At 61.9% G+C, this 12,587-nt stretch carries 11 protein-coding genes; 10 read left to right on the top strand and 1 reads right to left on the bottom strand.

Translation table 11 applies throughout. The features are described from left to right. Positions 1-96: 96 nt before the first annotated feature. From thrS to MPN20_RS13030, 3 genes are read left to right on the top strand one after another with little or no spacing between them, the layout of a single operon-like run. On the top strand, positions 97-2,103 hold the full coding sequence (gene thrS, locus MPN20_RS13020; protein ID WP_242782811.1) for a threonine--tRNA ligase: 2,007 nt from the start codon (positions 97-99) through the stop codon (positions 2,101-2,103). Positions 2,104-2,156: 53 nt separating this feature from the next. Then, positions 2,157-2,699, top strand: coding sequence for an HIT domain-containing protein (locus MPN20_RS13025; RefSeq protein ID WP_242782813.1), 543 nt, complete (start codon positions 2,157-2,159; stop codon positions 2,697-2,699). After that, positions 2,696-4,720 carry a S9 family peptidase gene (locus tag MPN20_RS13030; protein ID WP_242782815.1) on the top strand — a complete coding sequence of 675 codons (2,025 nt, stop codon included), beginning with the start codon at positions 2,696-2,698 and terminating at the stop codon, positions 4,718-4,720. Before MPN20_RS13025 ends, MPN20_RS13030 begins: the two co-directional genes overlap by 4 nt. A 35-nt stretch (positions 4,721-4,755) precedes the next feature. Here MPN20_RS13030 and MPN20_RS13035 read toward each other — a convergent pair whose 3' ends face one another. Further along, the gene (locus MPN20_RS13035; RefSeq protein ID WP_242782817.1) at positions 4,756-4,914 is read right to left on the bottom strand and encodes a hypothetical protein; all 159 of its coding nucleotides are present in this window, start codon (positions 4,912-4,914) and stop codon (positions 4,756-4,758) included. Between the two features lie 144 nt (positions 4,915-5,058). On the opposite strand from MPN20_RS13035, the gene MPN20_RS13040 reads away from it, so the two are divergent. From MPN20_RS13040 to MPN20_RS13070, 7 genes are all read left to right on the top strand, one after another. Continuing rightward, positions 5,059-5,538 (top strand): NUDIX domain-containing protein, encoded by a 480-nt coding sequence (locus MPN20_RS13040; protein ID WP_242782819.1) that lies wholly within the window; start codon positions 5,059-5,061, stop codon positions 5,536-5,538. A gap of 129 nt (positions 5,539-5,667) precedes the next feature. Continuing rightward, a complete protein-coding gene (locus MPN20_RS13045) occupies positions 5,668-6,420 on the top strand; it encodes a YebC/PmpR family DNA-binding transcriptional regulator (protein ID WP_242782821.1) in 753 nt (250 codons plus the stop codon). Beyond that, positions 6,420-7,016: a crossover junction endodeoxyribonuclease RuvC gene (gene ruvC, locus MPN20_RS13050; RefSeq protein WP_242782823.1), complete on the top strand. Its 597-nt coding sequence runs from the start codon at positions 6,420-6,422 to the stop codon at positions 7,014-7,016. Before MPN20_RS13045 ends, ruvC begins: the two co-directional genes overlap by 1 nt. Before the next feature lie 529 nt (positions 7,017-7,545). Then, positions 7,546-9,792: an HNH endonuclease signature motif containing protein gene (locus tag MPN20_RS13055; RefSeq protein ID WP_242782825.1), complete on the top strand. Its 2,247-nt coding sequence runs from the start codon at positions 7,546-7,548 to the stop codon at positions 9,790-9,792. Positions 9,793-10,088: 296 nt separating this feature from the next. Continuing rightward, on the top strand, positions 10,089-10,685 hold the full coding sequence (gene ruvA / locus MPN20_RS13060; RefSeq protein WP_242782826.1) for a Holliday junction branch migration protein RuvA: 597 nt from the start codon (positions 10,089-10,091) through the stop codon (positions 10,683-10,685). After that, a complete protein-coding gene (gene ruvB / locus MPN20_RS13065) occupies positions 10,682-11,845 on the top strand; it encodes a Holliday junction branch migration DNA helicase RuvB (protein WP_242782828.1) in 1,164 nt (387 codons plus the stop codon). The genes ruvA and ruvB overlap by 4 nt, the downstream gene beginning before the upstream one ends. An 81-nt stretch (positions 11,846-11,926) precedes the next feature. Continuing rightward, entirely contained in the window at positions 11,927-12,574 is a 648-nt protein-coding gene (locus MPN20_RS13070) for a preprotein translocase subunit YajC (RefSeq protein ID WP_242782830.1), read from the top strand. Positions 12,575-12,587 lie beyond the last annotated feature (13 nt).

The raw sequence follows: 12,587 nt of genomic DNA on the forward strand, positions 1-12,587 counted from the left end.
AGTCTCACGACTGCCGCCCAACTGATTTGGCACCGCCGATTAGGTACTAGACTCTAAGGGCGAAGTGTCCTCACAACAGACGAATGGAGAAGATCAGTGGCAGACAGCATTGACTGCGCGGGTGACAGCATTCCTTGGAAACAGGGTCTGACCGGCACGGAGATCTTCTCCACGGACCGCACGGTCGTTGCAATGTGGCTCAACGGCGAGCCGGCAGATCTCAGCCGCGAGCTCGCAGTCGATGACTCCATCGCGCCCATCACGATCGATTCTCCGGCAGGGCTCGACATCCTGCGCCACTCGGCCGCACACGTCACCGCTCAGGCCGTTCAGGACCTGTTCCCTGACGCGAAGCTCGGCATCGGGCCCTACATCACCGACGGATACTACTTCGACTTCGATGTGGCCGAGCCCTTCACCCCCGAAGACCTCAAGGCGATCCAGAAGAAGGCCGCCCAGATCGTGAAGTCCGGTCAGACCTTCAACCGCGTCGTCGTCACCGAGGACGAGGCGAAGGCGCGGATGGCGAACGAGCCCTACAAGCTCGAACTCATCTCCGACAAGGGTGCAGGCTCAGACGACTCAGCGTCCGTCGAGGTCGGTGCCGGTGAGCTCACCGTCTACGAGAACCTCGACCGCAAGGGCGAAATCGTGTGGCAGGATCTCTGCCGCGGACCGCACCTGCCCACCACCAAACTGATCGGCAACGGATTCGCCGTCACCCGCTCCTCGGCGGCCTATTGGCGCGGAGACCAGGCTAATGCGAGCCTGCAGCGTGTCTACGGCACGGCCTGGGCCTCGAAAGAGGATCTCAAAGCCCACCAGGATCGCCTCGCCGAGGCTGAGCGTCGTGACCACCGCAAGCTCGGTGCCGAACTCGACCTGTTCTCGTTCCCTGAGGAGCTCGGCTCCGGCCTTCCCGTATTCCACCCCAAGGGCGGAGTCATCAAGCGCGAGATGGAGGACTACGTCCGCGCCCGCCACATCGAGGAGGGCTTCGAGTACGTCGGCACGCCGCACATCTCGAAGGAGGCCCTCTACTACACCTCCGGGCATCTGCCGTACTACGGCGAGAACATGTTCCCCGCGATGTCTGTCGACGAAGTCCGCGATGAGAGCGGTGCGATCGTCAAGGAGGGCACCCCGTACCGCCTCAAGGCGATGAACTGCCCGATGCACAACCTCATCTTCCGCTCACGTGGCCGCTCATACCGCGAGCTTCCGCTGCGCCTGTTCGAGTTCGGCACCGTCTACCGCGATGAGGCCTCTGGCGTCGTCCACGGCCTGACCCGCGTGCGCGCCCTGACGCAGGACGATTCCCACTCCTATGTGGCTCAGGAGGACGCTGCGAAGGAGATCCGTCACCTGCTCGAGTTCGTCCTCAGCCTGCTGCGCGATTTCGGACTCGACGACTTCTACCTCGAACTCTCGACTCGGGACGAGGACGGGAAGAAGAAGGACAAGTTCATCGGCTCCGATGAGCAGTGGGCAGAAGCCACGCAGGTCCTCGAAGAGGTCGCGCTGGAGACCGGTCTCGAGCTGGTCCCCGATCCCGGCGGAGCGGCGTTCTATGGACCCAAGGTCTCCGTTCAGGCACGCGATGCCATCGGCCGCACCTGGCAGATGTCGACCGTGCAGCTCGACTTCAACCAGCCCGAGCGCTTCGGGCTGGAATATCAGGCCGCCGACGGCACCCGCAAGCAGCCGGTGATGATCCACTCGGCGAAATTCGGGTCCATCGAACGGTTCATGGGTGTGCTCATCGAACACTATGCGGGTGCGTTCCCCGTCTGGCTGGCGCCGGTCCAGGTCACCTGCATCCCCGTGGCTGAGGAATTCAACGACTACCTCGCCGAGGTGGCCGCGCAGCTCAAGGCCGCCGGCGTTCGCGTCGAGATCGACGACAGCGACGATCGGTTCCCGAAGAAGATTCGCAACGCTTCGAAGTCGAAGGTGCCCTTCGTGCTCATCGCCGGTGGGGAGGATCGCGACGCGAATGCCGTGTCGTTCCGTTTCCGCAACGGAGAGCAGGACAACGGCGTATCCGTCGCCGAGGCGGTCACTCGGATCGTCGAATCCATCGAAACCAAGGCCCAGGTATGACGCAGGCCCCACACAACCACCTCGGCGAGGGTAGCTCCGATCAACCCGGAAGCATGCCCGAACCCGAGGCGGCTGCGGGCTTCCCGGGGGAGCCTGATGGCTTCCAACGGCTGTGGACACCGCATCGGATGGTCTACATCGGCGGACAGGACAAGCCCAAGGACTCCGGAGTCTCCGAATGCCCGTTCTGCACGGCGCCGACGAAGTCCGATGAGCAGGGCCTCATCGTTGCCCGCGGTGAAGAGGTGTACGCGGTGCTCAACCTGTACCCGTACAACCCAGGTCACCTCCTCATCTGCCCCTATCGTCACGTCGCGGACTACACGGATCTGACTGATTCGGAGACGGCGGAGCTCGCCCGCTTCTCGCAGAAGGCGATGACCGTGATTCGCGCCGTATCGTCCCCGGACGGCTTCAATCTGGGAATGAATCAAGGACCCGTGGCAGGTGCCGGAATCGCCGCGCACCTCCATCAGCACATTGTGCCCAGATGGGGCGGGGACTCGAACTTCCTGCCCGTCGTGGCACAGACCAAAGCTCTGCCTCAGGTGCACGCCGACGTGCAGGCAGCGCTGTCAAAGGAATGGAACAGATGAACCCCGAAGATCTCGACTCCCTGGCCGAGTACTCATCCCCACTGCTGCGCGGCGACGACACGATCATCACGATCACACGACCGGATCAGGAGTCGAACAGCTATCTCTCGCAGCTGTTCGCCCTCGGCGATGGGAAGTCGACGCGGCTGACCCACAACTGGCGTGACTTCGCGCCCGAGGTCCGATCCCAGTGGTCGGGGTATCTGAGTGCAGCGAAGAAGGAAGCCCCGCAGCTCTTCGTCGGCCCCACCCTGGAAACGGCCCATCGGATCACCGACAACCACCTCGGCGTCTCGGCATTCGCTCTCGACGACGAAGGCGCCCGTGCGCTCTACGTCGCCAGAGTCGCCGAACCTGGACGTTACGGCGAGGACGAGGACATCCCGGCGAACGAGGAAGCGCCGCGACGAATCACCTCGGCGGCGTATCTGAGCAACGGCGTGGGCTATACGAAGGATCGTCCCGCACGGGCCTTCCTCGTCGATCTCGTCGAACCAGGACTCGGCAAATCCGGCGTATCCGGCTCCTCAGAGGTGCCCCTTTCGACGCTGCTGGACTCGCCTGATTCCGATGTCCACGATCCGCAGTTCTCTCCCAGCGGGACCCGGGTCAGCGTGCTCTCCGCGGTCGCACCCGATCACGGTGAACCGGATCTGCGCTCCACCGTGTGGCTGCTCGGTGCAGAGGATCCGACCGCGGTGAAGCTGCCGCGTATGAGCGTGAACCTGCACCGGTGGCTCGACGACGACACACTTCTGCTCGTCGGCAACGAACTCAACCGGGACGAACTCGACTTCGTCGCAGCCATGCCCGGGCTTTTCGTCCACGACCTGACGACGGGTTCGACGAGGCGGCTGACCGACTCCGAGACCGTGGCCGTTGCATCCATCCGCCCGCAGGTCGTCGGGGGAGCGGATGACGGAACTGTCATCGCCGTCGTCGACACCGACGGAGCCTCACGCGCAGTCTCGATCCCGCTGAGCGCACAGGACCTGGAACTCGACGAACTCGACTTCCTCACGGACGAGACGACCGTGGTCAGCGGATTCCACGTGGTTGAGGACTCTGCAGCTGCTGCAGGCCCCAGCGTCAGCGGTGGCCTGGTGTACACGGGGGAGACCCCGACCAGTCCAGCAGTCCTCGGCCGGACTCGGATAAGCGGTGACGCACCTCGGACCGGCGAGACGGCCGCGATCGTGAAAGAGCATCCGGCTCCCGCCAATTCTGTTCTGCCACAGGTGTTGACCGTCGACGGCGAGGGCGGAACGATCACCGGGTGGCTCGCGAAGCCGACCGGCGAGGGACCGTTCCCGGTCATCCTCAACATCCACGGCGGGCCATTCGCACAGTACACACACGGGTGGTTCGACGAGACCCAGGTGCTCACTTCGGCGGGATATGCGGTCGTCTATGCAAACCCTCGTGGTTCGGGCGGTCGCACTCATACGTGGGGTGCAGCCGTGCAGGGGAACATGGCAGAACCGGCGATGGCCGACGTCCTCGCCGTACTCGATCACGCGCTGACGGCGAATTCCGACCTTGATCCGACCCGCCTCGGCGTCGAGGGCGGATCCTACGGGGGCTACCTCACGGCGATGACCATCGCCGCCGACCACCGCTTCCGAGCCGCGATCGTCGAACGTGGATACTTGGACCCCGCCAGCTTCGTCGGCACCTCGGACATCGGTCGGTTCTTCACCGAGGAGTACACGTCCCGCGATCAGGCCGCCATCGAACGTCAGTCGCCTTTGGCCCACGTCTCCCAGGTGCAGACGCCGACGCTTGTCATGCATTCGGAGCTCGACTTCCGGTGCCCGCTCGAGCAGGCTCAGCAGTACTACGCAGCGCTGCAGCGATCCGGAGTGGACACCGAACTGCTGATCTTCCCGGGGGAGAACCACGAGCTCTCGCGCGCCGGCCAGCCCCGACATCGTCGGCAGCGGTTCGAAGCGATCCTCGACTGGTGGGACCAGCACCTGTCTGGAGATGCCCAGCCGACCACCACCTCGGCGGTTCGCTGAACTGATGCTCACCACCATCACCGCCACCGAGGCGCTCACCCGACCCCGCGCGCGCTCTGCGCATGCGACTCCGGCATCACCAGCACCGAACCTGTGCGCGGCGCCAGCTGCGGTAGCAGTGCCTGGTGCGGGCCGGAATCCCACCGGCAGGGGACGGTTTCGAGAACGATCGGCAGGTCCGACTTTGCTGTCATTGGTCACATTGGCGGCCGTCAGCTTGGCCGCACTCGCACTTCCCGATATCGTTCTGTCGGTTGCCTTCGTGATCTTGATGATCGCCTGCGGCTTCACTAGTGTGCAGAGAATTACGTCCGTCCATCGCCGACGCCTGGAGAACCATGAAACCTCGTAAAGCCTCAAGAGTCGTATTACTCAATGAGCGCGACGAGGTTCTGCTGATTAGGGCTCAGGATCTGCTCAACCCCTCCCACCAGTGGTGGATGACCTGCGGCGGCGGCTCGGAGATGGGGGAGTCCGCGGCTCAGACCGCTGCGCGCGAACTGGCCGAGGAGACCGGTCTCGAGTGCGAACCCGGAGAGCTCATCGGCCCCCTGGCGATCCGCGACGAGGTCTTCGAATTCACGGAGAAGTCGCTGCGGCAGCTGGAGACGTACTTCGCCTTCCGCACAACCGAGGACATCGAACTCGAGGACGCCGTCTGGACGGATATCGAGAAGCGCAGTCTGCTCGAGTTCCGCTGGTGGTCACGCGACGAGCTGATGACCACGACGGACACGATCTACCCGAAGAACCTGCTCAGCCTCATGGACCTCGCGACCACGGGATCAGTCCCAGAATCTCCGCTGGTCATCGACTGACTCAGGCTGTGGCCGGGGTCGGGTCGTCGGGTGATCGACCGGGCGATGACGGGCGTCTGCTGCGGCGTGAACATGACGAGGCGTTGAGCGTATAGACTTTAGTGGCTATATCTAGAGGAAGGAACACCAGTGTCAGGTCATTCCAAGTGGGCAACGACTAAACACAAGAAAGCTGCCATCGATTCGAAGCGGGCAAAGCTCTTTGCCAAGCTGATCAAGAACATCGAGGTTGCGGCTCGCAACGGTGGGCCTGATCTCGATGGCAACCCGACGCTGTTCGATGCGGTTCAGAAGGCGAAGAAGAACTCGGTTCCCGCCGACAACATCACCCGTGCTGTCAAGCGCGGAGGGGGCCTCGACGGTTCCGCTGTGAACTACGAGAACATTCTCTACGAAGGCTACGCCGCCGGCGGTGTCGCCCTCCTCATTGAGTGTCTGACCGACAACCGCAACCGTGCGGCTTCCGAGGTTCGTGTGGCCGTCACGCGCAACGGCGGCACCATGGCAGACCCCGGATCGGTGATGTATAACTTCAACCGCAAGGGCGTCATCGTCGTCCCTGCTGAGGGCACCGACGAGGACTCGATCGTTCTGGCCACCCTCGAGGCCGGAGCCGAAGAGGTCAAAGACGAAGGCGATACCTTCGAGATCATCTGTGAGGCCACCGACCTGGTTGCCGTGCGTACAGCACTCGTCGACGCAGGCATCGACTACGACTCGGCAGAGGCGTCGTTCGTGCCCGGCATCGAAGTCAGCTTGGACGCGGACACTGCCAGCAAGGTCTTCAATCTCATCGATGCGCTCGAAGACAGCGACGAAGTTCAGAACGTCTACTCCAACGCTGATGTCAGCGACGAGGTTCTGGCCGAACTCGATTCCTGATGAGAATCCTGGGCGTAGATCCCGGCCTGACCAGGTGCGGGCTGGGTGTCATCGACACCCTGCCCGCCCGCAAGGCCACAATGGTCGCGGTGGATGTGCTGAGGACTCCGTCCGCGGATTCCGTTGACCTGCGTCTGGGCGCCCTCGCCGAGGCTTTCGACAGTTGGCTGGACACCTACCGTCCCGATGTCGTGGCCATTGAGCGCGTGTTCGCCCGCAACGATGTCTCGACGATCATGGGCACCGCGCAGGTCTCGGGGCTGACCATGGGCCTGGCGGCCCGGCGCGGACTGCCGGTGGCGATGCACACGCCCTCGGAGGTCAAGGCGGCTATCACCGGATCGGGGCGTGCGGATAAGAAGCAGGTCACGAACATGGTGACCCGGATTCTCCAACTCGACGAACCCCCGAAGCCGGCAGATGCTGCCGATGCTTTGGCAATTGCGATCTGCCATTCGTGGCGCGGAGCGCTGAGCGGGCAGTCGACGCCCGGCGTGAACAAAGACCTGAATGCGCGCAAGAGCGGCGGTCGAGAAGGCTCCGGGCTGACGAAGGCCCAAGAGCAATGGGCCAAGGCGATGCGCAACGCGAAGTAAGGCGATGCGCAACGCGAAGTAGGGAAAACTGCAGCAGCGAAGGCTGAAGCTCGTCTGCCTGCGGACGACTTCCAGATGAGCGAGCTGGAGTCGAGATGTGTTTGAAGGTCCTACCTACCGAGGCCTCCGCCGGTCGAAGTCATTGCACTTCGGCGGGCGGAGGCCTCGGTTGTGCGCTCCGGTGGGTCCGAAGGCCGAGGTGGGACAGAAGGCCGAGGTGGGATAGAGGCCAAAGGTGGGTCGGAAGGCCAAGAGCCAAAGGTGGGATAGAAGCCAAAGGTGGGTCAGAAGTCGAAGGTGCGTCAGAAGCCAGAGGTGGGGCGGGCCAACTGGTTGGTGGGCCACCTTCTCGGCTGAGGCGCGATGCTGGAAGGCATGAGATGTGAACAGACTCCCAGCAGTTCAGGTACCACCACCGCCTCGCCAAATAATAGAAAGAAATAGAACAGAACTATGTACTTGAGGTTGATTGGGGAGTAGAATCGGGTTAATCGAACAACAGCGAAGTTGACGAACGGACACCGAGGCAATGACTCTCACCCCCGACCGCACTCCAGGGAAAGACGGCAAGCGTTCTCAGCGCGCCGCGCCCGGGGCAGATGCGGCCAGCGAAGGTGCTGAACCGGCGTCGACTTCATTCCTCGAGCAGCTCAAAGCCGCGGGTATGGACCTGACCGGCAATCCGCTGGCCGACAGATTCGCGGATATCGAAGCAGTGCCCATGGTGCCTGTGGACGACGTGGCACCGGTAGGTGGCAGTGAAGTCGGTGGCGGCAGCAACGAGGACCTAGCCGGTGGAGTGAATGAAGGTGCTGCTGGTGATGTGGTTGATGCTGCCGGTGACGTGGTCGGTGCTGACAGCGGTGACTCATCGGCGGAAGTCGGCGAGGCTGAGGTCTACGGTGCCGGTGCCACCGACTCACCCTTCGCCGTTCCGGTGGAGGCCGTCCAGTCGAATTCGAATGATGCTCGTGCTGCGAGTGATCCTGGTAGTGCGAATGACGCTGGTGCTGCGATTGATGCTGGTACCGAAGTTGATGCTGGTACCGAAGTTGAAGATGCAGACGCCTCCGATGACAGCGTTCCGCATCCATTGCTCACCGACGCTGAATGGAACGACCTTGATCACCTCGCCCCTGAGCTGACACAGAGCATCGGGAGCCTCAGCCACCTCAAAGACGAACTGCTGACCTTCGAACGGCCGATGGGTCCCGACTCGGCGATGACTGTCGTCAACGGCATCGAAACCGCGACGCGCATCTTGGAAGCGATGTCCGCGGTCGCGCTGTCGGTCTACGAGCGGTGTGGGACTCCCACGGACTACGGCGCGAAGACGACGAAAGGGCTCGTCCAGAACCGCTTGAACCTGACCGGCCGTGAGGCGCAGCGACGCACAGAGCTGGCCAAAAATCTCGGCAATCGTGTCGATATGGCTGGTCAGTCCAGGGGGCCGGCCAATCCGATCGTGGCGAACGGTCTCCACACGGGTGTGTTATCAGCCGGGCAGGCGACTGTGATCAACGATTGCCTGTCAAAGCTTCCGATCTGGATCTCAGCGGAGGTTCGGACGAAAGTCGAATCGGATCTCGTTGAAAAGGCGCCGCGCGTTCGCGTCTCCGATCTGCGATCGATCTTCAATGCGATCCTTGCGCGGATCGATCCGGATGGTGAGGAGCCGAAGCTTCCGCCTGATCGGGATCAGTATCGGGTCAATGTCCGTGCCCGAGATAACGGTGATTGGGTTCTGAGTGGGCTCCTCGACGCAGTGACCGGAGGGATCCTCTACGGACTGCTGACATCACGAATCCTGCCGACTTGTAACCGAGGCAATGGAACCGATTCAACTTTATCGACTGGAGTCCGCGGCGAGCCCGGCGAAGCTTTGAGTGCCGGTTCCGGAAGCGCCCCTGCTTTCGGTGATTCTGCTTTCGGTGATTCTACGATTCCGGACGGGGCGGATTCGGCTCAGCTCGAGTTCGATATTTTCGGTGCAGTTCTTGGCGGAGACGTGTTCGATGCCCCGCTTCCCGCCGGCAACCCTGACGAAGATCTGAAGCGCGTTGCAGGCGGCGACTCGGAAGCTTCCGAGAATGAGGCATCGGCAGGAGAAGGAGCTCAATTCGGTTTGGGCTTCCGCGAAGACGGTACTCCTGTCAATACAAAAGGCGACCAGGGTACGGTCCGCAATCGGATCTACGAGCGTTTCGCAACCCTGGTCTCTCGCATCGAGATGAACCGCGTTGGCCGCGGCTCCCCATTCGCACTGGTTGTGACAGCGAAAGCCGAAGATCTTGTCACTGGTACAGGGCGAGCAGTAACTGGCAGCGAAGCCGAATTCCCGCTCGCGACAGCCGTGAATGAGGGGTTGAACGGCTCAGTCTTCTTCAACCTGACCTCTGACAAAGCGAAGTCCATGCAACTCGCGACTGAGAACCGGTATGCGACTTCGAAGCAGCTTGCGATCATCACCGCGAGGGACAAAGGATGTACTTTCCCTGGATGTGATGCTCCGCCGGGGTGGTGCGACGTGCACCATATTGTGCCCTGGTCGGAGGACGGCAAGACAGATGTCAACAACCTGACGTTGGCGTGCGGCAAGCACCATCATTTGATCGACAAATCGGATTGGTACGCCCGATCGCTCAAGGATGGGCGAACAGCGTGGATTCCCCCTGCGAGTATTGATATCGAACGTCGGCCAATCCTGCACGCCCGCTTCATCGCACAGGAGATCCTTGACGATCTGGACAGTGATGACGGCTTCTCAGGCCAGTGAACTGCCTGTGGGGATGTGGGCAGCGGGCGCGCAGAGCAGATTCGGTTGTTTTCTGATGGGGTTCACTTCACTGTTCCTGATGGGGTTCACCCCATTGCCTCTTAAGGGGTGCACGACACTGCTTTCGCGTAGCGGAGGTGACAACGTTGTTGATACCGTCGGCATGCGGTTGAAATTCAAATCAACCGCCCGTTCTACAGCCACGTGCTCGACCCTCTCCGGTATGTCGGCTTAAGGCGCCAGGGAGTTCCTGCTAACCTGGATTCGTACACGTGTTCCCACTCGAAAGGCAGTCCGTGATCAGTTTCCTCAGCGGTACGGTTCATCGCATCGCAGCTGACCACCTCGTCATTCTCACCTATGGTGTTGGACGCAAAGTCAACGTAACTCCGGACACTCTGGCCAGTACTCGACATGGTGCAGACATCGAGCTCGTCACCACGTTGGTTGTGCGCGAAGACTCCATGACGCTCTTCGGCTTTGCGACCGAAGACGAGAATCACACCTTCGACGTGCTGCTTTCGATCTCGGGAATCGGCCCACGCCTCGCGATGGCCATTCTCTCGGTGATGGGCCCTGGCGAACTGGCAGCTGCGATCTCGAACCAGGACGCCAACGCGCTCACCCGAGTGCCGGGCATCGGCAAGAAAGGCGCTTCGCGCATCATTCTCGAACTCGAGAACAAGCTGCCCAAACTGGCTGCGTCGACTCCGGGGCCTCAATTGTCGTTCGGGGGAGCCAACCAGCAGGTCATCGATGCTCTCGTCGGTCTCGGCTGGAAGGAAGCGCAGGCAACGGATGTCGTCCAAGAAGTCGTGAGCGACCTCGGTGCTGACGCCGGTACTTCCGCACTGCTGAAAGCCTCACTCAAAGTGCTGGGTGCGAGGAAATGACATCCTCAGCCGGCTACGGTGATTCGGGCGGCCGATTCGGAAACGGCCCATCGTCGGGCATCGGAGAATCTCACAGCACCGATTCATCGTTTGCGGACGAAGCTGCGTCCTATGAGCTTGAGTTCGGCGACCAGAAACTGACCGGCGCAGAAGAGGACCGGCTGGTCTCCGGTCGCGCCGAAACCGCCGAACGTGACGCAGAAGCGGCACTCCGTCCCAAGGGACTCCAAGACTTCATCGGTCAGCCGCAGGTTCGTGAGCAGCTCTCCCTCGTCCTCGACGCGGCCAAAGCCCGCAACAGGGCCCCCGACCATGTTCTGCTTTCCGGCCCTCCCGGACTGGGTAAGACGACTCTGGCCATGATCATCGCGCATGAGATGCAGACCAGTCTGCGCGTGACGTCGGGTCCCGCCGTCCAGCACGCTGGCGACCTCGCCGCGATCCTGTCGTCCTTGGAAGAGGGTGAGGTTCTCTTCATCGACGAGATCCACCGCATGGCCCGGGCTGCAGAGGAGATGCTCTACGTGGCGATGGAGGACTACCGAGTCGACGTCATCGTCGGAAAAGGCCCCGGTGCCACGGCCATCCCACTCGACCTGCCTGCCTTCACCATGGTCGGCGCCACGACCCGCTCTGGATTGCTGCCTGCGCCCCTGCGCGATCGCTTCGGGTTCACCGGTCTCCTCGACTTCTACTCGAGCGATGATCTCCTGACCGTGCTCAAACGTTCAGCCAGAATGCTGGGCATCGAAGCCGACCTGTCCGGTCTCAAAGAGATCTCGACCCGCTCTCGAGGCACCCCGCGCATCGCCAACCGTCTGCTTCGGCGAGTGCGCGACTGGGCGCAGGTTCGAGGCACAGGGATCATCGACGAAGCCGCAGCACTCCAAGCACTCAAGGTTTACGAGGTCGACGAACTCGGCCTTGACCGGCTCGATCGCTCGGTTCTGGAAGTGCTGTGCAAGCGCTTCGCCGGGGGACCGGTCGGCCTCGGAACCCTCTCTGTTTCGGTCGGGGAAGAAGCCGACACTGTCGAGACAGTCTCTGAGCCATACCTCGTGCGGGAGGGCTTGATCAGCCGCACGCCACGCGGACGTGTTGCCACCTCGACGGCATGGAAGCACCTGGGATTACACATCCCAGCAAACTATGAGTTCTGATCCCGGCAATTGAGTTCGCCTTGAGGACTAAGGACGAACTAAGCTAGTGGACTGGTTCGCTCTTACGAAAGGTAGATACCTGTGGATTTATTGATCCCTCTCGCGCTCGCTGCGCTGCTTATTTTTTTCCTATTCAACTCTCGGCGTAAGCAGAAAGCACGTGCGGAGCAGATCAAAACCGGGCTTGTGCCCGGTGCGACCGTGATGACAACGTTCGGTGTCTTCGGAACCGTTTTGTCCATCGATGAAGAAAACAACCAGGTCACCATTGAGTCAGGTCCAGGTACCGTCCTTCGCGTTCACCGCCAGGCCATCGGGCAGATCAACAACCCCGAAGAAGCCGATCCTGCTGTCGACGGAGCCGCTGGTCCCGTTGACGCCGCCGGAACCTCAGCTGATGCCGACGCCGACTCGCCGGTCATCACCGACGCTGAACTCGACGCCATGAACGAGCGCAAGCGCGCCGCAGGAACCTCGAATGATGCCAACCTCGAATCAGACGATGTCGACGACATTGACGCCGCTCTGGCCGAAGAGTCCGACGCTAAGAGCGCCGACTCCGCGAACGCAGATCTGAAGAACGTCGACGCTGATCACACTGACTCCACGCTTGGTGATGATCTCTCTGAGCCCAAGCGTTCTGCCGGCGATCTCGATGATTCTGATGTGTCTGATGCGAAGACGTCCGACACGGATCCAGCGGATACAGAGAACGACAAGAAGAACTGACTCTTCGCTCACT

Origin of the sequence: Brevibacterium sp. ZH18, from assembly GCF_022748595.1 — a bacterium.
Lineage (GTDB): Bacteria > Actinomycetota > Actinomycetes > Actinomycetales > Brevibacteriaceae > Brevibacterium.

Coding starts and splice junctions, on each gene's coding strand:
- MPN20_RS13025 (WP_242782813.1), top strand. CDS start 2,157: ATGCCCGAACCCGAGGCGGCTGCGGGCTTCCCGGGGGAGCCTGATGGC.
- MPN20_RS13030 (WP_242782815.1), top strand. CDS start 2,696: ATGAACCCCGAAGATCTCGACTCCCTGGCCGAGTACTCATCCCCACTG.
- MPN20_RS13035 (WP_242782817.1), bottom strand. CDS start 4,914: ATGACAGCAAAGTCGGACCTGCCGATCGTTCTCGAAACCGTCCCCTGC.
- MPN20_RS13040 (WP_242782819.1), top strand. CDS start 5,059: ATGAAACCTCGTAAAGCCTCAAGAGTCGTATTACTCAATGAGCGCGAC.
- ruvC (WP_242782823.1), top strand. CDS start 6,420: ATGAGAATCCTGGGCGTAGATCCCGGCCTGACCAGGTGCGGGCTGGGT.
- MPN20_RS13055 (WP_242782825.1), top strand. CDS start 7,546: ATGACTCTCACCCCCGACCGCACTCCAGGGAAAGACGGCAAGCGTTCT.
- ruvB (WP_242782828.1), top strand. CDS start 10,682: ATGACATCCTCAGCCGGCTACGGTGATTCGGGCGGCCGATTCGGAAAC.